A 24,406-nucleotide genomic window follows, 5' to 3' on the forward strand; every position below is an offset into this window, starting at 1 on the left:
CTACGCTGGAGACGACGGCGGTCGCCGGGGCCGCCCCGGAACGGAAGCGAAGAGCATGCCTACTGCATTGGTGACCGGCGCCTCGTCCGGGATGGGCGAGGAGACCGCGAAGAAGCTGCTCGACGCCGGGTACACGGTGTATGCCGCCGCCCGGCGCGTGGACCGGATGGCCGATCTGGCTCGGCTGGGTGCGGTCACCCTGCCGATGGACATCACCCGGGACGCCGATATCCAATCCGTGGTCGACCGGATCGCCACCGACCACGGCGGGGTCGACGTGCTGATCAACAATGCCGGTTTCGGCCTGTACGGTGCGGTCGAGGACATTCCTCTAGAGGAAGCCCGACGGCAGTTCGAGGTCAATCTGTTCGGGCTCGCGCGCCTCACCCAGCTGGTGTTGCCGCATATGCGCCGCCAGGGTTTCGGCCGGATCGTGAACATGTCGTCGATGGGTGGCAAGGTCTACACCCCGCTCGGCGCCTGGTATCACGCCACCAAGCACGCCCTGGAGGGCTGGTCGGACTGTTTGCGGCTGGAAGTGGCGCCGTTCGGGATCGACGTCATCGTGATCGAGCCGGGCGTGATCGAAACCGAATTCGGTGACGTACTGGTGCAACAGCTCCAGGAGCGCTCCGGCACCTCGGCATACGCCGATATGGTCCGGAAAATGGCGGAATCCAGCCGGAAGAACTACGAACCCGGCAGCGGCACCCCGGCCGCCCGCCCCGCCGAGGTCATCGTCCGGGCCGTCACCGCCCGCCGCCCCAGGACCCGCTACGTCGTCGGCAAATACGGCAAACCCATGATCCTGCTGCGCACCCTGCTCAGCGACCGGATGTTCGACCGCGTGGTGACACGGGCCGCGGGCGTCCAGCAGTGAGGAGGGCTTGCTGCGCCCACACCGACCGGCACCCCGGATTCCCGGCCGGCAATGTCGTACGGCATTCCGCGAGGCAGTCGTGCGAGGATTTCGCGATCCCAGTGTGTCGATCCGAAGATCCGGCGTACACAGCGGCCCAGCAGTTGGCCCACGGCGCCACTTCGAGACACGTCCTGGGCCCATCCCTGCCCTACAGCCTCCAGCGCCAGCACACCGAGGCGGTGCGCCTCCTCGTGTTCGCGCTGGATCAGGCGCGCCTCCGCGGGCCCGAGCCGGTCGAGAGTCGCAGACCGCCACCGGTTCGGCGCCCGGGTTGCGATGGCCCGGTCGATCGCCTCCGCCGTCTCACCGGCATATGTCGGCTGGTGCCGGGCCACCTCCAGCAGGCGGCCATCGTGCCATCGACCGCTGCCGCGTCGAAGTAGCGCAGCCGATATGGATCGGCGTCATGATCGGACAGCGCGAACTCGGCGCGCCGACCAACCCGGCCCGACCGACACCCACGAGGAACACCATGGCTGAGGGATCGAACATCATCATCCGGAACTCCCGGGACCAGGTGCTGTTGTTCCTGCGCGACGACAAACCCAGCATCCCCTGCCCTGGGATGTGGGCGCTGCCGGGCGGCCACCGAGAACCCGGCGAAACCCGGAAGGAATGTGTGATCCGCGAGATCCAGGAAGAAATCGGAATCGCCCTGGACCCAGCCACAATCGAGCATCACTGCACGCGAGACCGACATTGGGGTCTTCGGGAGCACACCTTCGCCACCGTTCTCGATCTGGATATCGATGAGGTGACACTGACCGAGGACAGGGTTTGAAGTGATTCAGCGCGTCCGACATCGCCGCAACCGAGTTGGGATTCGAGGAAAACGCCATGCTGACCGCATACCTCGCCGGCGGATCACATCCCGTGTCCTGACCTCCGGCAAGTGTGTACCCGTCGAGTGAGAACGCACCACGTCGGTCCGGCACCCGCATACGGTCTATCAGCTCCGGCCGGTACAGGCGGCCGCGGTCCCGCATGCGATATCGCCGAGTCCCCTATGGGTCCGTATCCGGCGCCGGCCGAGATCTGCAGGCAGCCGTCTACTCACCCCCGTTCCAACACCGTCATCCGTTCTTCCAGAGTGGCCGGCACCCGGTGGACGGTCCCGGTGACGTCGGCCTGCGCGAGGGCGGCGCGGATGGTGTCCGATGGGGTGTCGGCGACGCGGACGCGGCGGCCTGCCAGGGTGACCGGCAGGCCTGCGGCGGTGAGTGCGGTGAAGGCCGCCGACCAGTCGGCGGACGGGGTGTCCACTTCGCAGGCTTCGGTGTCACCGATGATCTCGGCTGTGGTGCCTGCGGCGACGGCCCGGCCCCGGGACATGAGGACGAGGCGGTCGCACTGTTCGGCCTCCTGCATGTAGTGCGTGGTGACCAGGACGCCTACGCCGTTGTCGGCCTGGTCGTGCACGATGTCCCAGAGCCGGGCACGGGACAGTGGGTCGACGCCGGAGGTCGGTTCGTCGAGGACCAGCAGCCGGGGCCGGTGTGCCAGCGCGATACCGAAGGCCAGGCGGCGCTGCAGTCCCAGCCCGATATCCCCGACGAGCCGGTCCCGTTCGGCGGTCAGTTCCGCCGGGAGCCGAGCGGTTCCGGCGCCGTCGAATGCTGCGGCCGCGAAGGCGACGTTCTCGGCGACGGTCAGTTCCTCCCACAGGCCCAGGCCCTGCGGAACGTAGCCCAACCGGTTCCGCGTGTCCCGGGCGGGAGCCCGGCCGAACATGGTGACCCGCCCTGCCGACGGCACGGTCAGGCCCAGGAGCAGCCGGATGAGGGTGGTCTTGCCGGCGCCGTTGGCGCCCAGCAGCCCCACGATTTCGCCGGGGGACACCGTCAGCGACACGTCGTCGACCGCGGTGCAGGCACCGAAGTTCTTCCCCACCTGTTCGGTGGCGGCCAGTACCGGTTCGGTCATCGCGCTGCTCCTGCCTGCCGGGTGGCTCGCCGCGCCAAGGTGGTGGCGATCACGGCATCCTCCAGATCGGGCGGCCAGGCCGTCTCGCCGGGTCGTGGCGGTCCGGGGTGCCACGATCTGCGCACCCGACCGCGCCGCCAGGACAGTTCCGGGTCGTCCGCGGGTTCGATGCCGGTGGTGATCGTGCCCGGAGTCGCCGCGATCACCTCGTCGGCGGTACCGGTCGCGACGGCCTGCCCCTCGTCGAGGACCAACACCGACGATGCGCGTTCGGCTTCATCGAGATAGGTGGTGGCCATCGCCACGGCGGCACCGTCGGCAGCGGCCCGGGAGATCAACCGCCACAGGTCCACTCGGCTGACCGGGTCCACACCGGTGCTGGGCTCGTCCAGCACCACCAGGCGCGGCCGGTGCACCATCACCAGGCAGAAGGCCAGCTTCTGCCGCATACCGCCGGACAGTTCGCGGGCCAGGCGCTTACGTGCGTCCGTCAGATCGGCGGCCGCCAGCAGCTGTTCCCGGCGCTCCTGCAGCACCGAGCCGGGCAGGCCGTAGGCCGCGGCAACGAAGGCGAAGTTCTCGTCCACGGTGAGATCGGCCCACACCCCGGCCCCTCCGGTCGGCATGAAACCGCAGTCCGGTTGCGGCGGGGCGACGATCGCCGTACCCGCGGCATGGCCGCTCACCAGCGTCCGCAACAGGGTGGTCTTACCGGCACCGTCCCCGCCGACGACCATGGTCACCGCGCCACACGGCACCGGAAAGGTGATGTCGTCGAGGACCGTCCGGGCGCCGTACCGGACCGTCAGCCCGTACGCGCCCCATGCCCGGGCGCTCATCGTCCGGCCTGCGCGGTCGCGGCGGCGGGGGCGAGATCGCGGCGGAACCGCAGCACCGCCGCGCCGAACACCAGCACGGCCATCACGGCCAGTACCGTCAACGGCAACCACAGCGAGCCGAGCGAGGCGCCGCGCAGCATCTCGCCCTGGGAGATCTTCACGAACCAGGTCAGCGGCAGCAGATAGCCGATCCAGCGCACACCCGCCGCCATCGATTCCAGCGGAAAGATCATGCCCGACAGCAGGATCTGCGGCAGCATCACCATCAGCGCGAGCTGCATCGCCTGACCCTGGGTCTGCGATACGGTCGACACCAGCACCCCGATACCCAGCACCACGAACAGGAACAGCGCCGCGCCGAGCGCGAAGATCGCGACATTGCCGTTGAACGGCACCCCGAACACCGCCATCCCGAGCACCGTCACGACGACCATGTCGAAGGCGGCCAACAGGAAATACGGTGCGATCTTGCCCGCGATCACATCCACCGGACTGAACGGCATCACCGCCAGCTGCTCGAGGGTGCCGGTCTGACGTTCCCGCACCAGACCGATCGCGGTGATGATCGTGCCGATGAAGGCCAGGATCAGCCCGATCAGGGCCGGCACCATCACCCAGGACGTTTCGAGATCCGGATTGAACAACACCTCCGGTGTCACCGCGCCCCCGGTGCGCCCTGCGGCCGCCGTCGCCTGCTGGGCGGCGAACAGCTGCGACCCGTCGATCAGCAGCGTCGGCGGACCGTCCGCCGCGGTCACCAGCACGACATCGGCGCCCGCATCACGCAGCGTGGCCTCCCCATCCGCGCGGGTGCCCGCGGGATCGACGTCCTGCACCTCGAACAAACCCGGCAGCTGCCCGGCGGCCACTTCGGCCCGGGGGCCGACGACATCGGTGCGCAGAGAATCCACGCCGAAGTCGGCCGCGTATCCGAATACCACCAGCAGGACCAGTGGTAACGCGATGATCATCGCCATCGTCCGCTTGTCCCTGCGCAGCTCCAGGAACTCCTTCAACACCATCGCCCGCATTGCGACGCTCCATCCCCGGATCCCGGCCCGCCACCCGAACCCGATCGGTATCCCGGCTCGATGTGCCGGACAACCTCAGATTAGGACTCGCAGCCCATTTATTCAACAGGTGATGAATTACTAGACTGGACGCATGAGCACCGCACAGCCGAACCCGCGAGCACGCCGCTCCCGTGGCCGCCCACGCCGCGTGACCGCCGATCCGGGAACCCGGCAGCAGATCCTCACCGCCGCCCGGACCGAGTTCGCCACCAACGGCTACACGGCTGCCACCATCCGGGGAATCGCGACCGCGGCGGGCGTGGATCCTGCTCTCGTGCACCACTTCTACGGCACCAAGGCGGACCTGTTCGCCACCGCGATGCGGTTGCCCGACGATCTGCCGGCGCGTATCGCCGGACTGCTCGCTGCTCGCGACGAACCCGGGCTGGGCGCCCGGGTCACCCGGTTCTACCTCGGATTGTGGGAAGACCCGGCGAGCCGGGACCAGCTCCGGCTGATCATCGCCTCCGCGGTCACCGACGGACAGGCCGCCACCGCCTTACGGCAGTTCCTGACCGCCGAGATCCTCACCCCGATGCTGGCGGTCGCCTCCCCGACCGGCGAACAGCCGGCGGATGCGGCCCTGCGCCTCCCTCTCGCCGCCAGTCACCTGGTCGGTCTCGCGTTGGCCCGGTACGTCCTGGCCGTTCCGGCCCTCGCCGACGCCGATCTGGACACGCTCGTCGCCCGGGTCGCCCCGGCCATCGAGCACTATCTCGTCGGCACCCCGGTAGCCGGTTCTCCGGGTAGCGAGGGGTAGCCCCGCAATCTCGCGAGCCGACCGGCCGCACCCCAGGTCACCGCCGCAGCGATCCGTCATTATTCGGCCGCGACGCGCGCGACCCGGCTACCCAGCCGTGGGTGCGGCCGCCCGCCGGTAGTACGGGCCAGCCGTGCGACCGACCGGAAGCAGCGGTCAGAGTTCCAGATCGCGGCCGATGATCTCCTTCATGATCTCGTTGGAGCCGGCCCAGATCTTGGTGACGCGGGCGTCCATCCAGGCCCGGGCGACGCGATATTCGCGCATGTAGCCGTAGCCACCGTGCAGTTGGACGCAGTGGTCGAGGACGTCGTTCTGCACTTGCGCGGCCCACCACTTGGCCTTGGCGGCGTCCACGGCGGAGAGCTCGCCGGCGGCGTGGGCGACGACCGCGGCATCGACATAGGCCTGTGCGACCTCGATCTTGGTGACGAGTTCGGCAAGCAGGAACTTGTTGTGCTGGAACGAGCCGATCGGCGAGCCGAACGCCTTGCGCTCCTTCGCGTATTCGATGGTCTCCACCAGGATCTGCTTCGCATGCGCGACGTTGGAGACCGCGGATCCGATCCGTTCCTGCGGCAGGCGTTCCATCATGTAGGCGAACCCACGCCCGGCCTCACCCAGCAGCGCATCGGCGGGCAGTCGCACATTGTCGAAGAACAGCTCGGCGGTGTCCGCTTCGGGCTGGCCGACCTTGTCGAGTTTGCGGCCCCGTTCGAAACCGGGCGTCGCTGCATCCACCAGGAACAGGCTGATGCCCTTGGACCGCTTCTCCGGATCAGTGCGGGCCGCTACCACGACGACATCGGCGGTGTAACCGTTGGTGATGAAGGTTTTCGAGCCGTTGAGAATCCAGTCGGAACCGTCCCGGACCGCAGTGGTCTTCAGCCCGGCCAGATCCGAGCCCGCCGCCGGCTCGGTCATCCCGATGGCGCTGACCACCTCACCGGTACAGAACCGGGGCAGCCACTGCTGCTTCTGCGCGTCCGAGGCCAGGTCCACCACATACGGTGTCACCACATCGAAGTGAATGCTCACGCTGGAGGCGAGCGCCATCGAGACGGCGGCGAGCTCTTCGATGGCGACCGCGTTGAACCGATAGTCCTCGGCACCGCCACCGCCGTAGCTGTCGGGCACTTCGAGCCCGAGAATCCCCTGCTCCCCCGCGGCCCGCCAGACCTGCCGGGCGATCAGCTTGTCCTCGATGAACTGCTCGGCGGCGGGAACCACCTCACGAGCGAGGAAATCGTGTACCGACTTCCGGAACTCCTGGTGGTCCTGGACGTACGCCGAGCGCTGCATTGGGATCCTCTCGAACACAATCTACTAAGCAATCGCTTATTGTTCGCGGTCACATGCGAGGATGTCAAGGAATGACTTCCCGGAAGGCGGTGGACGGGTGACGGGCTCGACAACGGATACGAAGGCGGCCACCGGCCCGACGCCGGACCGGCCGGCCGTCCGGCGCCTGCTGGACGCCGCCCGCGACGCCTTCGCGGAGAAGGGCTTCCACGGCACCTCCACCCGCGAGATCGCCGGCCGGGCCGGGATGAGCCCGGCCGCGATGTATGTGCATTTCGGTTCGAAACAGGACGTGCTGTCCCATCTCGCGACCGCCGGGCACGCCGATGCCCTCACCGTCCTGACAACGGCGGCCGCACCGCCCGGCGGCCCCGCGAAACGCCTCCGGGCCGCGGTGTACGCCTTCGCACACTGGCACGCCGAGCACCACACCACCGCCCGGATCGTGCAGCACGAGTGGCAGGCCCTCGACGAGGCGCAGCGCGGCGGCATCACCGAACTGCGCCGCCGCACGGTGGCGGTGATGCGGGAGGTGATCGCCACCGGCGCCCGCACCGGCGAGTTCGCCGTCGACGATGTCGACACCACCACCCTCGCCGTACTGTCGCTGTGCATCGACACGGCGCGCTGGTATCCCTCCCGCGAACTGCACACGCCCGACGCCGTCGGAGCCGCCTTCGCGAACCTGGCCGAGCGAATGGTCAAGGCAGTCGATTAAGCGATCGCTCACCCCGGCGTTCGACCACCGACCACCGGCCGTTGCGACCACTCGCCCGCCCATTCGGCCACCGGGCCGCGGCACCCGACTGCGCACCACCCGGCCGTACCCGACGGGCGCTTGCGCGAAGTTCGCCTCGGATTCACCGCGTCTGCTCGCCGCCCTGCAAGGAACCCCGACCGGCCCCGCGGCGTAGCCGATCGCACGCCGGACAACGGCGCCGACACAATTGGGACAGGCCACAATTAGTGTTACGTAGCGAATCATTCATTTCACCGAAGCACTGGAGAACTTCCGAGAAACCCCCGGTCTGTTTGTAATTCGACACAAATCCCGATCGGGAGCGCCACGCACCCGCCAGAAGCGGGATGGTCACTTGCCCGGAGCGGCGCGAACTGTGGTCTCATGTTCGCCGGATGTCCCCGACATCGGCTCTTCTTGTTCGTTCGACGCCGGTAGGCGCAGTACGGCCGGATCCATGGGTCGTGACGCGTCGCGGGTCGAGTGAGCAGAAGGATGAAGTACTCGGATGGATGACGTTCGTCGAGCAGCACGGGCCCGGCGCCGCCGCAGGGCGGGAGCACCACACTTCGTCCAGCTCCTGACCGCGGCGGTCGAGGACCGCGGCGCATCGACCGCCCTCGTACACCCCGCGGGCGGCGCCGGAGAACGGCGCGAACTGACCTACACCGAGCTGGACGAACGCTCGTCGCGGCTGGCCCGGGAGCTGCTGCAGCGCGGGATCGGGCCCGGCGATGTGGTCGCCCTCGGATTCACCCGCTCGGCCGAATCGGTACTGGCGGTGTGGGCGGTCGCCAAGACCGGGGCGGCGTTCGTTCCGATCGATCCGGGCCTGCCCGGCGACCGCCTCGCCTATCTCGTCGCCGACTCCGGGGCCGGGCTCGGGCTCACCTGCTCCGCACACCTGCCCGCACTCGGCACCGACCTGGAGTGGCTGGCCGTCGACGCCGCCCCGCACTGCGGCCGGATCGCAGCCCACCCGGCCCACCCGGTCACCTACCTCGACCGGGTGCGGCCCCTGACCGAGCAGCATCCGGCCTACCTCATCTACACCTCCGGGTCGACCGGCCGGCCCAAGGGCGTCGTCGTCACCCACTCGGGTCTCGCCGCACTGGTTGCGGCGGCCCGGGACCGGTACCGGGTGGGCGCGGACGCGCGGGTGCTGCACGTCTGTTCGCCGAGCTTCGACGTCTCGGTCCTCGAACTGCTGCTGGCCTTCGGTTCCGGCGCCACCCTGGTGGTGTCGCCCCCGACGGTCTTCGGCGGACCGCAGCTCGCCGAACTGCTGCACCGGGAGCAGGTCACCCATCTGCTGATCACGCCTACCGCGCTGGAATCCGTCGACCCCCGAGGCCTGGACACCCTGCGGACGATCGTGGTCGCCGGCGACGCGTTCGGGCCGGCCCTGGTCGCCCGATGGGCCGGCGGCGGCCGCGCCTTCCACAACGGCTACGGCCCGACCGAGGCCACCATCCTCGCCACCGGCAGCGCCCCGCTGGCCCCCGATGCACCCATAACCATCGGCACGGCATTTCCCGGCGTCGGCGCGGTTGCGCTGGATCCGCAGCTGCGGCCGGTCCCGGCGGGGGTGACAGGTGAGCTGTACCTGTCCGGCCCGGCACTCGCGCAGGGTTATCTGGGTCGGCCCGGGCTGACTGCGGAACGGTTCGTCGCCTCCCCGTTCGCCGGCGGCCCGGCCGGGGCACGGATGTATCGGACCGGGGACCTGGTCCGGCGCCTGCCGACGGGCGACTTCGAATACGTCGGGCGCACCGATTTCCAGGTGAAGGTGCGCGGGTTCCGGATCGAACTCGGCGAGATCGATGCCGCGCTGACCGCGCACCCGGACGTCGAGTACACGGTGACGCTGGGCCGCGCCGCTGCCTCCGGAGCCACCCAGCTGGTGTCGTACGTGCTGCCCCGGTCCGGAGTCACGGTCGACACGGCCGAGCTGATCCGGTTCGTCACCGAGACGCTGCCCGCACACATGGTGCCCTCGGTCGTGGTGCCACTGGACGAGATCCCGCTGACGCCCAACGGCAAACTGGATCGGGCCGCGCTGCCCGCCCCGGTGTTCGAGGCCGCATCCCGCGCCCCCGAAGGGGCCCTGGAGACGGCGATCGCGGAGTTGTTCGCGCAGCTGCTGGGCATGACTTCGGTGGGCGCGGAGGATTCGTTCTTCGCCTCCGGCGGCGACAGTATTCTCTCGCTGCAACTGGTGTCGCGGGCGCGTGAGGCCGGTATCGCCTTCACTCCGCAGGATGTGTTCGAGCACCGCACCGTCGCCGGTCTGGCCCGGGTCGCGGTGACCGGCACCGAGACACCGGCGCTGCCCGAACTTCCCGGCGGCGGTGTCGGCGAGCTGCCGTTGACCCCGGTGTCGGCCGCGCATTTCGCGGATGGACGGGTCTTCGGCCGGTTCTCCCAGCAGCTGGTGCTGGCCCTGCCGCCGGGCATCGACAACGCCGCCTTGATCGAGATCCTCACAGCGATTCTCGACCACCACGACATGCTGCGCGCCCGCCTGGAGTGGGCCGGCGACGACCCGCGCCTGCGGGTGCTGCCACCCGGCGAGGTCGCTGTCGACGATCTGCTGACCTGTACCGAAATCCCCGCGACCGCCGGAACGGACGATCGGCGGCACGCAGCACAGCAGGCCATGGATGCCGCGCTCGATGCGCTCGACCCGCAGGCCACCCGCATGATCGCCTTCGTCCGGCTGGTCCGAGCGGACGGTGCGGACGCCCTGATCGTGGCGGCCCACCATGCGGTCATAGACGGGGTCTCGTGGCGAATTCTGCTGTCGGACCTGGTCGCCGCGTGGGCTCAGCACAGCGCCGGCCGGCCGATCACGCTGCCGGCCGTGGGCACCTCCTTCCGCCGGTGGGCGCACGGTCTGGTGGAAGCGGCGCCCGCCCGGCGTGCCGAACTCGATCATTGGCGCCGGACCCTCGCGACGCCCGACCCACCACTGGGCGCTCGCGCCCTGGACCCGATGCTGGATACGGCCGCATCGGTGCGAACCCATACCGTCACGCTCCCGGCCGATACCACCCGGGCGATACTCACCGAGCTGCCCGCCCGATACCGGACCGGCGCCGAGGACGGTCTCCTCGCTGCGCTGGCACTCGCCGTCCACACCTGGCGTTCCCGGCGTGGCGTGACCGCGACGACCACCCGGGTCCGGCTGGAGGGTCACGGCCGGGAGGCCACCGCGGTACCGGGCGCGGACCTGACGCGCACCGTCGGCTGGTTCACCAGCATGTACCCGGTCGCCCTCGATCTGACCGGCCTGGACACCGACGCGGCCTGGCACGGCGGCACGCCGACCGCGGCGCTGCTCAAGACGGTCAAGGAGCAGCTGATCGCGGTGCCGCACAAAGGCATCGGGTTCGGCATGCTGCGGCATCTGGACCCCGATTCCGCGGACACGCTCACCGGAGCGCTCGGCGAGATCGGCTTCAACTATCTGGGCCGGGTCGCCGCAAGCGATATCCCCGACGCATTCGCCGACGGCAGCTGGTTACCTACCGCCGACTGGGGCGATCCGGTGGCGCGCCCGGACGCGGACCAGCCCGCCGCCGCCACCGTGGACATCAATGCGCTCGCCACCTCGACCGGCGCCGGAGTGCAGCTGCGGGTTTCCTTCTCCTATCCCACCGGCCTGCTCGACGCGGGCGCGGTCGAGGAGCTGGCCGACTGCTGGACCGCGGCCCTCGCGGTGCTCGCCACCCATGCCGGGGAGCCGGAGGCCGGCGGGCTGACCCCGGCCGACGTGCCGCTGGTCGAGGTGACGCAGCCGGAACTGGACCGGTGGCACCGGGAACACCCCGGGCTCGTCGACGTGCTGCCTCCGGCTCCGCTGCAGCTCGGTCTGCTGTTCCTGGCGGAGGCGGCGCCGTCGGACCCGTACCTGGTGCAGCTGGCCGTCGAACTGAGCGGGGTGGTCGACGCCGACCGGCTCCGCGGCGCCGCGCAGGCCGTGGTCGACCGGCATGCCATCCTGCGTACCGGTTTTCGATTGACCGCCACCGGGGCTCCCGTGCAGTTCGTGCTCGAGCACGCAGCCGTACCGTGGCGGACCGTCGACGCCGCAGCCGGCGCCCCGGACGCACTCCTCGCCGCCGAGCAACACCACCCCTTCGACCCGGCGGCAGCTCCGCTGGTGCGGTTCACCCTGTACCGTCACGCGACCGGCAATGCCCACCTGGTGGTGACCGCCCACCATCTCGTGGTCGACGGGTGGTCGATGCCGCTGCTGATGCGGGACCTGCTGGTGGCCTATGCCGGTGCAACGGCGACCCTGCCGCGGGTCCGCCCGTATCGGGACTACCTCGCCTGGCTGGCCGGCCGGGACCGGACCGCGGCCCTGGACGGCTGGCGAACGGCACTGGCCGGGCACACCCCGACCCTGCTCGCCGTCGATCTGCCGCGGCCCGAGGCTTCGGCAACCGGGCACGGCACCTGTGAGTTCGTGCTGTCGACGGCCGAGGCGACGGCGCTCACCGACCGAGCCGCCGCCTCCGAGATCACCGTCAACACCCTGTTCCAGGCAGCCTGGGGCATCGTTCTGGCCGACGCCACGGGACACGACGATGTGGTCTTCGGCGCGGTGGTGTCCGGTCGGCCGCCGGAACTGGACGGCGTCGATGCGATGGTGGGCCTGTTCGCGAACACGGTTCCGATCCGGGTACGCTTCGACGCCGCCACGCCGGTGCGGGACCTGTCGGTGCGCCTGCAGGCCGAACAGGTCGCGCTGCTGGGCGGTCATCATCTCGGTCTCGCCGATATCCAGCGGGCGGCCGGCACCGCCGAACTGTTCGACACGCTGCTCGCCTACGAGTCCTATCCGGTCGACACGGAGGGGCTGCGCCGCTCCCGGGACGCGATCGACGGGCTGACCATCACGAATATCCGGGCACACAATCTCACCCACTACCCGATCGCCGTCGGCGTCGAGATGGGCCGGGGCATCCGGGTCGGCCTGCAGTACCGGCGCGACACGGTCGGCGCGGCCGTGGCGACGGCGCTCACCGAGCGGTTCCGGGCGGTGCTCGACGCCCTGGTACACACCCCCGAGCGGCCGGTGGTCGAGCTCCGCCGCTCCCCGGAGTTCCGATCCGGCGACCTCTCCGCAATCGCCTATCGGCGCCGAGGGCTCGCGCACCTTCCGGACGCTCCGGATCTGCCGGCGGACCGGCCACGGCCCGCCGGCCCACTGCACCCCGATGCACGAATCGGCTTCGAACTGCCGGCACTGCTGCACGAGGCGATCCGCACCCTGGCACACGACCGGCGCACCACGCCCCTGGTCGTACTGCATGCCGCGTTAGCGGCGCTGTCGGCCCGGCTGTCGGGAGCCGACGACATCGTGATCGGGGCCTCGCATCCCTGCGAATCCACCACCGTGCTCGACGGTCCGCAGCATCGCGCGGAACTCGCCGTCCTACGGCTACCGGTACCCGCCGGCGCGACGTTCGATGATCTGCTGGCCGAGACAGTGGCGGCCGTCCGGCAGGCAGCGACGCCGTACGCCGTGACATCCGCAGACCTCACCGCAGACGAGGACCGGCGCCACCCCATCCGTATCGCGCTGCTCACCGATGAAACACCGCACGACCTCACCGATGTCGACCTCGCACTCCGGGTCCGGGAACCGGCCTCCGGTGTTGTCGCGGCCGAACTAAACTATCCCGCTCGCCTTTTCGACCGAGCAACGGTGGCCGGCTTCGCCGAGCGACTGCAACGACTGCTGGTCGCCGCCACCGATCGTCCGGGCGCAGCGATCGCCGATCTGGACCTGCTCGGCGCCGGGGAACGCGCGGCTCTGCTCGCCCGGCCGGTGGCACCCGATTCCCCCGTGGTGCTGCTGCCGGATCTGTTCGGCCGCGGCCTCGCCGGTGACCCACGCCGGACAGCCATCCGGTACCGGGGCCGGTCGATCGGCTACGACGAACTGGACGAGCGCACCACCCGGCTGGCCCGAATCCTCATCGACCGCGGGATCGGTCCCGAAGTGGCGGTGGCGGTGGCGTTCCCGCGATCCGCGGAGATGGTTGTCGCTGCGCTCGCGGTGGCGAAGGCCGGCGGTGTGTACGTCCCGATGGATCCCGGGTATCCCGCCGAACGACTGGCGCACCTGACCGCCGATTCCGGTGCTGTGCTGGGGATCACGAGCACCACACACCGGGACCGGCTTCCCGCAGGAATCGACTGGCTGGTCCTCGACGACCCCGCCACCGAGCAGTGGTGCGCGAGGCAGGCGGCCGCCCCGATCGGCGACGCCGAGCGGGTGGCGCCGCTGCGGCCACAGCATCCCGCCTACCTGATCTACACCTCCGGGTCCACCGGGATCCCCAAGGGCGTCGTCGTGACGCACGCCGGGCTGGGGCCGCTGCTGGCGGAGGCGGTGCACCGGTACCGGTTGACGGCGGACCACCGGTTCCTGCACATCTGTTCGCCGTGTTTCGACCCGTCGGTCCTGGAGTGGCTGTGCGCATTTTCGACCGGTGCCGCACTGGTGATCGTGCCGTCCGAGATATCCGGCGGTACCGAACTCACCGATCTGCTCACCGCCGAGGCGGTCACCCACACCATCATCACCCCGGCCGTGCTCGGCACGCTCGACCCGGCCGCGGCACACGCTCTGGAACTGGTGTCGGCGGGCGGCGATGCGAGCACCCCGGAACTGACCGCCGCCTGGCAACCCGGACGTCGCTACCTCAACGGCTACGGCCCGACCGAGACCACGATCATCTCCACCTTCGCCGAACTGACGGCCGGGGAACGCATCTCGATCGGCAGCCCGATCCGGGACACCCATGCGCTGATCCTGGATGCCCGGCTGCACCCGGTGCCACCCGGCGTCACGGGTGAGCTGTATCTGACGGGCCGCGGGCTGGCACGCGGCTACCGGAACCAACCGGCCACCACCGCCGTCCGATTCGTCGCCGATCCCTGGGGCGAGCCGGGTGCGCGGCTGTACCGGACGGGAGACCTGGTCCGGCGGCGGGCCACCGCCGGTGCCCCGGGCTGGGCCCTCGAGTACGTCGGCCGCGCCGACACCCAGTTGAAGGTGCGCGGATTCCGGATCGAGCCCGGCGAGGTCGATGCCGCCCTGACCCGCCGCCCCGATATCGCCACCGCGGTAACGGTGGGGCGGCGATCCGCTGCGGGGGCGGTCCGGCTGGTCTCCTATGTGGTCGCCGAACCGGGCCACCCGCCGGACCCGGCTGCCCTGCGCGAACATCTCGCCGACCGCCTGCCCCCGCAATCGGTACCGGCCGCGGTCGTGGTGCTCGACGCACTGCCGCTGACCACCAACGGCAAGGTCGACCGCGCGGCACTCCCGGAACCGGCCACCGAAACCACGGACACCCGGCCGCCACGGGGCGCGATGGAAGAACGCCTGGCGGACCTGTTCGCCCGGGTGCTGGGGCTCCCGTCGGCCGGTGCGCACGATTCGTTCTTCGCACTCGGCGGCGACAGCATCCTGTCGATCCAGCTGGTTTCCCTCGCCCGCTCCGCCGGTGTCGTATTCACCACCCGGGACGTCTTCGAACAGCGGACGGTCGAGCAGCTCGCCCGGGTCGCTACCGTCGACACCGCCGCCGAGACCGCGGTGGCCGAACTGCCCGGCGGCGGAACCGGTGAGCTGCCACTGACCCCGGTGCTGGCCGAATTCCTGGTGCACGGATCGAGCGACCGGTTCGCGCAGACGATGGTGCTGGCCCTGCCCGAGGGGATCGATCGGACCGGGCTGACCACTGTCTTCGATGCCGTCCTCCGCCGGCACGACATGCTGCGGTCCCGGCTCCGCCGCGACGGCACCGACTGGCGATTCGAGGTGCTGCCCGATGACGCGGTCACCTCGGCAGCGCTGCTGTCCGATGTCGATGCCGGCGTTGCCACGGGGTCCGAGCTGACCCGGATCGGTAGCGCCGCGATGGACGCCGCGCTGTCCGCGCTCGACCCCGCGGCGGCCCGGATGATCGCCGCCACCTGGGTCCGGCGGACCGGAGCCCGGGACGTTCTCGCGGTAGCGGTCCACCACTACGCCGTCGACGGCGTGTCCTGGCGCATCCTGCTGCCGGACCTGGCCGCCGCCTGGGCTCGGTACCCCGACGACGCCGAGATCGTCCTGCCCGCGGTCGGGACGTCGTTCCGCCGCTGGGCGCACGGCCTCGCCGAAGCGGCCGCACGGCCCGAACGGGTGCGTGAAATCGAGTACTGGCAACAGGTTCTCGCCGCACCGGATCCGGTGCTCGGTACCCGGCGGCTCGATCCGGCCCGCGACACCGCAGCCACCCTGCGTTCGCTCACCGTGACGGTCCCCACCGACGTCACCGGGCCGCTGCTGACGACGCTGCCGTCCGGCTACCGGACCGGACCGGACCACGGGCTGCTGGCCGCTCTCGCCCTCGCGGTCCGCCGCTGGCGCATCCGCCGCGGGGTGCATTCCGACACGCTCCGGGTGCGGGTCGAAAGTCACGGACGTGCCGACGGCGTCCTGCCCGGGGCCGATCTGACCCGGACCGTCGGCTGGTTCACCAGTGTGCACCCGGTCCTGCTCGATCTCACCGGAGTGCCGGCCGAAGGACCGGATTCGGCACCGGCCGCGATCAAGGTGGTGAAGGAACAACTCCTCGCTGCGCCCGACCACGGCGTCGGCTTCGGACTGTTGCGGTATGCGAATCCCGCCACGGCCGCCGCGTTGTCCGGTGACACCGGACAGATCGGGTTCAACTACCTCGGCCGCGCCGGCACCGGTAGCGCCGGCGATCCCGCTGCCGACGCAGCGTGGCTGCCCACCGACGATCTCGGTGCGATCGACATCACCCACGACTCCACCCGCCCCGCACACGCGGTGCTCGACATCAATGCCATCACCGTCGACACCGCGTCCGGTCCGCAACTGCGAGCCGATTTCTGTTATGTCACAGGGGTTCTGGATACCGAAGCGGTCGAGGAACTGGCCTCGGAGTGGATCACCGCACTGACCGGCCTCGCCGCGCACGCCCGGCAGCCCGACGCCGGTGCGCTCACGCCGTCCGATGTGGCGCTGGTCCGGGTCACCCAGGCCGAGCTCGACACCTGGCAGCGCCGCTGTCCGGGGCTGTCGGATGTGCTGCCCCTGTCGCCGCTGCAGCATTCCCTGCTCGCGCTCGGCGAGATGCTGGACGAATCGGTGCCTGCCTACGTCATCCAGCTGGTCGCCGACCTCACTGCGGCTCCCGAGATGGACCGGCTGCGCAGTGCCGCGGCCACCCTGCTCGCCCGGCACGCCAATCTGCGCGCCGCCTTCGTCACCACCGCGGACGGTAACCCGGTGCAGGTGGTGGCCGAAGGCGTGACGGCGGCCTGCCGGTTGGTGACCGGTGTCGCCGACGACGAGCTGCCCGGACTGCTGGCGGCCGATCAGCGGGCCGGATTCGACCCGGCGGTCGCTCCGCTGCTGCGGTTCACGGTCTACGTCCGCGCCGACGGTCGCAGCCATCTGGCCCTGACCGGGCATCACATCCTGCTGGACGGCTGGTCGATGCCGCTGCTCATGAAGGAGCTGCTGGTTCTCTACGCAACGGGCGGCGACGCCACGCCGCTGCCCCGGATCCGGCCGTACCGTGACTATCTCGACTGGCTGTCCCGCCGGGATCGGGCGGCCGCCGAACTGGCCTGGTCCGAGGTGCTGGCCGGGGTCACGCCCACGATGCTGGCACCGGAACTCACCTGGCCGCCCGCCACCGGCGTGGGCTTCGACCTGCGCGAGTTCGAACTCCCCGCCGACCGCACCGCCGAGCTGGCCGAGTTCGCGGAACGGTCCGCAGTGACCGTGAACACGGTGTTCCAGGTGGCCTGGGGCCTGGTGCTGGCCGGTGCCACCGGCCGGGACGATGTCGTGTTCGGCGCCACCGTCTCGGGCCGCCCGCCAGAACTCGACGGCGTCGCCGACATGATCGGTCTCTTCGTCGATACAGTGCCGGTCCGGCTCCGGGCGGACCGGGCCGGTACCGTCGCCGAACTGCTCGACGCGGTGCAGATCCAGCAGGCCTCGGTACTCGACCACCACCATCTGGGCCTCGGCGCGATTCAGCGCGCGGCCGGGCTGGGCGAGCTGTTCGACACCCTGCTCGTGTTCGAGTCCTACCCCGTCGACGCGGACGGGCTGCGCGCGGCCGGTGGCGCGCTGGAAGGGCTGCAGGTGGACGGCGTGCGCGGCGCCGACCACACCCACTACCCGATCACCGTTCTCGTGTTCACCGGCGCCACCACCCAGGTGCAGGTCAAGTACCGGCGCGACCTCGTCGCCGCGGCCACCGCACAGGCCGTGACCGATCGCCTGCGCACCGTTCTCGCCGACCTGCCCACCGCAGCCGGCGCCGCGACGGTGGGCGCCATGACGGCGCGGTTCGACGACGTGGCCACCGATCCGCTCACCCGCTCCCGGTACTGGCGGCGGGCGCTCAACGGGCTGCCCGGGGAACTCGACCTGCCCGCCGCCGGGGCCGGCCGCGGCGCGGACAACGCGACGCGCGGGCACACCCGGTTCCGGATCCCAGCAGCGGTCGAGCGCGGTATCACCGGGGCCGCGAGCCGAGCCGCGGTGCTGCGCACTGCCCTCGCCGTGCTGCTCGGGCGGCTCGGCGGCACCACCGATATCACCATCACGACCGCGACCCCCGAGGCGCCGGATGAACCGCTGGTGCTGCGGACCCGGTGGGATGCCGCCACACCGTTCCGTACGGTCTGCACCGCGGCCCAGAACGACGAGGCCCTGAGCCGTGCCCACGCCGGCATTTCCCTCGCCGAACTCGCCGGCCTGGTCGGCGTGCCGACGCAGACTCTCACTCGAGTCGGCTTGGCGTTCGGTGACGCCGGGGTCCCGGACACCGATCTGGTGCTCACCGTCAGCGCACCCGGCGACCTCGGATCCGTCGTCGAGATGTCCTACAGCCGGACGATATTCGACGACGAATCCGCCGACGTCTTCGCCCGGCGGTTGATCGCGCTACTCGGCGCCGTCGCGGCGCGGCCGGAGACCCCGTGTGGCGATCTGCCGGTGACGAGCCGGGCGGAGGAGACCCTGCTCACCGAGCTCGGCGACGGCGGGCCGCCGATATCGACTCGCCTGCTGCCCGACATCCTCACGCGTGGAATCGGGTTCGGGCACGGCCGGGTTGCGGTGCGCGACGGGCACCGCACCGTCGGCTACGGCGAACTGGACGCCGAGTCCTCACGATTGGCGCGGGTACTCATCGCGGCCGGTGCCGGACCGGAGGTCGTCGTCGCCTCGGCGGTTCCGCGGTCCTATCGCTCCGTGCTGGCCCTGTGGGCGACCGCGAAGGCCGGTGGCGTCTTCCTGCCGGTCGACCCCACCTATCCGGCGGACCGTATCCGGCATGTGCTCACCGACTCGGGCGCCCGGATCGGTATCACCGTCGCCGATCCGGCAGTACCGCTACCGGATTCGGTGACGCGGCTGGATCTCGACGATTCGGCGGTGCAGTCCCGCATCGCCGGGGCGGCCTCGACCGCGGTGCGCGATATCGACCGGCGCACCCCGCTCGATCCGGAACATGCCGCCTACCTGATCTACACCTCCGGCTCCACCGGCCGGCCCAAGGGCGTGGTGGTGCGCCATACCGGTCTGGGCGCCCTGGTCACCCACTCGGCACGCCTGCTGGGCCTGCACCAGGACCACCGGATGCTGCACGTCTGCTCGCCGAGCTTCGACCAGTCGATCGAGGAGATCACCACGGCGTTCCACCGCGGCGCCACGCTGGTGATCGCCCCGCCTGCGACGGTCGGCGGCACCGACCTGACCGAACTGATGCGCGCCGAACGCGTCACGCACACGATCATCACACCGGCGCTGCTGGACACCCTCGAACCGGCTCGCCTCCCCGGCCTCGGCTGCGTCTCGGCCGGTGGTGAGGCCGTCCCGGCCGAGCTCCTGGCGGCCTGGCAGCCCGGACGGCGCTTCCTGAACGGCTACGGCCCGACCGAGACGACCATCGGCGCCACCTACGCGCCGCTGTGCGCCGGCGGGCCGATCACCATCGGCCGGCCGGTCCCCGGCATGCGCGCAATGGTTCTGGACCGGCGCCTGCATCCGGTACCCATCGGTGCCGTCGGCGAACTGTATCTGTCCGGACCCGCGCTGGCGCGCGGCTACCACGGGGCGGGTTCGGCGACCGCGGGCCGATTCGTCGCGAACCCCTGGGGGCCGCCGGGAGCACGCATGTATCGCACGGGCGACCTGGTCCGGTGGACCCCGGCCGGGACCGACCACGAGCTCGAGTACTCGGGCCGCACCGATTTCCAGCTCAAGATCCGCGGATTCCGGATCGATCCGGGCGAGGTCGATGCCGCACTCACCCGCCACCCGCAGGTGCATTCCGCCGTGACGGTGGGACGGGAGAACCCGGCCGGTGCATCGGTGCTGGTGTCGTATGTGACCGGCCGGGATCTCGATCCGGCGACCCTGACCCGCTGGGCGGCGACGATGCTGCCCACCCATCTGGTTCCGGCGGCGATCATGGTGCTCGATCGCCTCCCGCTGTCCCCGGCCGGCAAGCTCGACCGGTCCGCGCTGCCCGATCCGGTGTTCCGGGCCCGCGGCTACCGTCCGCCGTCGACCGAGACGGAGGCGGCGGTCGCCGCCGTGTTCGCGGAGGTGCTCGGCGCCGAACGGGTCGGCGCCGACGACGATTTCTTCGAGCGGGGCGGTAACTCGCTGCTCGCCACCCGGGTCACGGCCCGGCTCGGGGCGGCATTCGAGGTCCGGGTGCCCGTCCGGGTGCTCTTCACCGCGCCCACCGTCGCCGGGATCGCCACCGAGATCACCCGCCTCGCCCACGCCGGACGGCGGCCCGCACTGGTCGCCGGACCCCGGCCGGACCGGATCCCGCTGTCTCCGGCGCAGCAGCGCATGTGGTTCCTCAACCGGTTCGACACACATACCGCCGCCTACAACATCCCGGTCGTCCTGCGGTTGACCGGAGCCCTGGACGTCGGCGCCTTGCAACAGGCGTTCGCGGACGTCGTCGGCAGACACGAGATCCTGCGCACGATCTATCCGATGGCCGATCACTCCCCTGTCCAGGTGGTCCTGCCCGTCGGGCACCCCGGCCTGCCGGAGTTGACCGTCGCCGACGGTGCCGGCGCGGAATCCGCGGTCTCGCAGCTACTCTCCGGCGTATTCGACGTCACGATGCAGGTGCCGCTGCGCGCCACACTGTTCCGCACCGGTCCGCAGGAGTTCGTGCTGGGGATGAGCGTGCACCACATCGCCGGAGACGGGTTCTCCGGCGCACCACTCACCCGCGATCTCGCGGGCGCCTACCTGGCCCGGCGGCGCGGCCACGCACCGGCCTGGGAGCCGCTGCCGGTGCAGTATGCCGACTACGCGGTGTGGCAGCAGGCGCTGCTGGGCGACGAGTCCGACACCGGATCGGTGGCGGCCGAGCAGATCGGCTACTGGCGTGCGGCGCTTGCCGGGCTGCCCGATCAGCTCGACCTGCCGCGGGACCGGCCGCGGCCGGCGATCCAGTCCTACGCCGGTGGCCGCGTGCCGTTCACCGTCGACGCCGACACCCATGCCGCCCTGCTCCGGCTGTCCCGCGCCCATGGTGCGACGCTGTTCATGACCGTGCACACCGCGCTGGCCGTCCTGCTGTCCGGCCTGTCCGGTACCGACGACATCGCCATCGGCACCCCGGTAGCGGGTCGCGGTGAGGCGGTACTCGACGACCTGATCGGCATGTTCGTCAACACCCTCGTGTTCCGGACCCGCGTCGACGGCGATGCGACGTTCGACGAATTGCTCTGCCGGCAGCGTGATATCGACCTCGCGGCCTTCGCCCACGCCGACGTCCCGTTCGAGCGGCTGGTCGAGGTGCTCGCCCCGGCCCGTTCGACGGCACGCCATCCGCTCTTCCAAGTGGGCCTGTCGTTCCAGAACCTCACCGAGGTCCGGATGGAACTGCCCGGTGTCGCGGTGGAATCCGTGGCGGCGGACCAGGAACTGTCGCAGTTCGATCTGCATCTGATCCTGGCCGACCGCTACGACGCCGACAACACTCCCGCGGGTTTCGGCGGTCACTGCACCTTCGCCACCGACCTGTTCGACGCCGACACCGTCCGCGGCTTCCTGGACCGGTTCGCCCGGGTCCTGGCGTCCGTGGCCGCCGACCCGCAGGCCCCGATCCACCGCATCGACCTGCTCGAACCGGCCGAGCGGCGGCAGATCCTGGAATCGTGGAACGATACGGCGCATCCCGTCGATCCGGGCACCACCCTGCCCGCATTGCTGACGGCAACCGTCGCTGCGGCACCCCATTCGGCTGCCCTGACCGGAGACGGGGTCGACTGGACGTATGCCGAACTCGGCGCGCGGGTGAACCGGCTCGCCCGCTATCTGATCGCTGCGGGTGCAGGACCGGAACTGCGGGTTGCGCTGGCCATGCGCCGCTCGGCCAACCTGGTAACCGCCATGTACGCCGTCGCCGCGTCCGGTGCAGCGTATGTACCGATCGACCCCGATCAACCGGCACCGCGATCCCGGTACATTCTCGACACGGCGGCACCGCTACTGGTGCTCACCGACACCGACACCGAAGCCGGATTCCGGTCCGACGGCCACCGGACGGTGCCGGTCGATGACCTCGACCTGACCGGCTTCGATGCCGATCCGATCACCGACCGGGACCGCACCGCGCCGCTGCGGGCCGGGAACACGGCGTACGTGATCTTCACCTCCGGTTCGACGGGCCGCCCGAAGGGGGTGGCGGTGCCGCATGCCGCCGTGGTCAACCAGTTGCTCTGGAAGACCCGGGAATTCGGTCTCACCGGCGACGAGGTCGTGCTGTTGAAGACGGCGGCGACCTTCGATCTGTCGGTGTGGGAGTTCTGGTCCACCGCGGTGTGCGGCGGCCGCCTGGTGATCGCCGCCCCCGAGGGGCACCGCGACCCCGACTATCTCGACACCGTCCTGCGCCGGGAAGGGGTGACGACGCTGCACGTGGTGCCGTCGATGCTCGATGCCCTGCTGCACCGCCGGCTACCGGCCTCGGTGCGCCGGGTACTGGCGATCGGCGAGACGCTGCCCGCGGCACTCACGCGCCGGTTCGAGGTGTCGGCGCCCGGCACAGCACTGTTCAACGTGTACGGGCCCACCGAGGCGGCGGTTTCGGTCACCAGCCACCCGGTGGGACCGCCCGATCACGCAGGAACGGTGCCGATCGGCCGGCCGATCCGCAACACCCGGGTCTACGTGCTGGATTCCCGGCTGCGCCCGGTGCCGACCGGAGTTCCCGGCGAGCTGTACCTGGCCGGATCGCAGCTGGCCACCGGATATCTCGGCCGGCCCGACCTCACCGCCGAACGTTTCGTGGCCAATCCGTTCACCCCGGGTACCCGCCTGTACCGCACCGGCGATATGGCGGCCTGGACTGCCGACGGCGAACTGGACTACCGCGGCCGCATCGACTTCCAGATGAAGATCCGGGGCTTCCGGATCGAACTCGAGGAGATCGATGCGGTGCTGGCCGGGCACGACGATGTGCGAATCGCCGTCACCGCCGGACACGAACTGCGTTCCGGGGCAACGGTCCTGGTGTCGTATGTGGTTGCGGAGCAGGGCCGCAGCATCGATACCCGGGCCCTGCTCGACTGGGCTGCGCACCACCTGCCGTCGCATATGGTGCCGACCACCGTCATGGTGCTCGACCGGATGCCCCGCACCGTGGTCGGCAAGGTCGACCGGACTGCCCTGCCCGCACCGGAGCTCACCGCCCGCACCTACCGGGCCCCCGGCACCGCCCTGGAACAGGCGGTGTGCGCGGTGTTCGGTTCGGTGCTGTGCCGGGAGCGGGTCGGTCTGGACGACCACTTCTTCGAACTCGGCGGCACCAGCCTCGGCGCCACCCGGCTCGCGGCCCGGCTCGGCGAGCAGATCGGGATACCGGTGCCGGTCGCCCGGATCTTCACCTCCCCCACGCCCGCCGGAATCGCGACGGCCCTGGGTGCCGACACCACCGGTGCGGCGGCAGCGTTCGACGTCCTGCTTCCGCTGCGCACGGCGGGGACGGGCGAACCACTGTTCTGTGTGCACCCGATCAGCGGTATCGCCTGGTCGTTCAGCGGTCTCGCCGCGCACCTGGACCCCGACCGTCCCCTCTACGGCCTGCAGTCACCGGCGCTGAGTTCCGACGAACCACTGCCGGAGTCGATCGAGGAGTGGGCGCGGCGATATGTGAAACAGATCCGCGAGGTCCAGCCGGAGGGTCCGTACCACCTGCTCGGCTGGTCGCTGGGCGGCGTGCTCGCCCATGCCATGGCGGTACACCTCCGGGACGAGGGCGAGGACGTGGCGCTGCTGGCCCTGCTGGACAGCCGGTCGACCGCCGTCGTGGCCGGGCCCACCGGTACCTCGGCCACCGTCGCCGATCTGCTCGGCGGCCTCGGGGAGCACGCCTCGGCCGACCTGGAGGACGTGGTGGCCGATACGTCCCGGCTCGCCAGGACGCTGTGCGAGCCGGCCACGCCGCTGGGGGCGATCGACGACGTCCGCGTCGAGCGCATCATCGACGCTGCCGTGGAATCCGCCGAACGTGCCGCGGCCCACCGGCCGCGACCGTTCGACGGCGATATCGTCTATTTCACCGCGGCGCAGGACGACACCGGCGATTCGGCCGGAGCGGCGTCCTGGGCGGAGTTCGTCACGGGCGCGATCCACGAGCACGCCGTGCCGGCGACCCATTGGAAGATGACCGATCCGGCCGCCCTGACGGTGATTGCCCGGGCACTGCGGGAGTACCTGTCGCCGAAGGTCCACCCGGCTCGCTGACC

Annotated in this window: 9 protein-coding genes; 5 read left to right on the forward strand and 4 right to left on the reverse strand. The window is 70.6% G+C overall.

All coding sequences use genetic code 11. The annotated features are described in order from the left end of the window. Positions 1 to 55 precede the first annotated feature (55 nt). Positions 56 to 880, forward strand: coding sequence for an oxidoreductase (locus tag AC1HFH_RS16715; protein WP_480243712.1), 825 nt, complete (start codon positions 56 to 58; stop codon positions 878 to 880). Between the two features lie 514 nt (positions 881 to 1,394). Beyond that, a complete protein-coding gene (locus AC1HFH_RS16720) occupies positions 1,395 to 1,703 on the forward strand; it encodes an NUDIX domain-containing protein (protein ID WP_480243713.1) in 309 nt (102 codons plus the stop codon). Between the two features lie 272 nt (positions 1,704 to 1,975). Here the strand turns inward: AC1HFH_RS16720 and AC1HFH_RS16725 are convergent, their stop codons facing one another. The 3 genes from AC1HFH_RS16725 to AC1HFH_RS16735 are packed head-to-tail and all read right to left on the reverse strand — an operon-like array spanning position 1,976 to position 4,715. Next, positions 1,976 to 2,845 (reverse strand): ABC transporter ATP-binding protein, encoded by an 870-nt coding sequence (locus tag AC1HFH_RS16725; protein WP_480243714.1) that lies wholly within the window; start codon positions 2,843 to 2,845, stop codon positions 1,976 to 1,978. Next, positions 2,842 to 3,684 carry an ABC transporter ATP-binding protein gene (locus AC1HFH_RS16730; RefSeq protein WP_480243715.1) on the reverse strand — a complete coding sequence of 281 codons (843 nt, stop codon included), beginning with the start codon at positions 3,682 to 3,684 and terminating at the stop codon, positions 2,842 to 2,844. Before AC1HFH_RS16730 ends, AC1HFH_RS16725 begins: the two co-directional genes overlap by 4 nt. Continuing rightward, positions 3,681 to 4,715 (reverse strand): ABC transporter permease, encoded by a 1,035-nt coding sequence (locus tag AC1HFH_RS16735; protein ID WP_480243716.1) that lies wholly within the window; start codon positions 4,713 to 4,715, stop codon positions 3,681 to 3,683. The genes AC1HFH_RS16730 and AC1HFH_RS16735 overlap by 4 nt, the downstream gene beginning before the upstream one ends. A gap of 133 nt (positions 4,716 to 4,848) precedes the next feature. On the opposite strand from AC1HFH_RS16735, the gene AC1HFH_RS16740 reads away from it, so the two are divergent. Further along, positions 4,849 to 5,517, forward strand: a complete 669-nt coding sequence (locus AC1HFH_RS16740; protein WP_480243717.1) for a TetR/AcrR family transcriptional regulator — start codon at positions 4,849 to 4,851, stop codon at positions 5,515 to 5,517. Between the two features lie 156 nt (positions 5,518 to 5,673). Here AC1HFH_RS16740 and AC1HFH_RS16745 read toward each other — a convergent pair whose 3' ends face one another. After that, positions 5,674 to 6,819 (reverse strand): acyl-CoA dehydrogenase family protein, encoded by a 1,146-nt coding sequence (locus AC1HFH_RS16745; RefSeq protein ID WP_480243718.1) that lies wholly within the window; start codon positions 6,817 to 6,819, stop codon positions 5,674 to 5,676. 61 nt (positions 6,820 to 6,880) lie between these two features. Here AC1HFH_RS16745 and AC1HFH_RS16750 point away from each other — a divergent pair, with 61 nt between their 5' ends. After that, complete coding sequence (locus tag AC1HFH_RS16750; RefSeq protein WP_480243719.1) at positions 6,881 to 7,537, forward strand: TetR-type transcription factor C-terminal domain-containing protein; 657 nt, start codon at positions 6,881 to 6,883, stop codon at positions 7,535 to 7,537. Between the two features lie 529 nt (positions 7,538 to 8,066). After that, on the forward strand, positions 8,067 to 24,404 hold the full coding sequence (locus AC1HFH_RS16755; protein WP_480243720.1) for an amino acid adenylation domain-containing protein: 16,338 nt from the start codon (positions 8,067 to 8,069) through the stop codon (positions 24,402 to 24,404). The last annotated feature ends 2 nt before the right edge of the window (positions 24,405 to 24,406 follow it).

Source organism: Nocardia sp. KT25-26 (assembly GCF_056627695.1).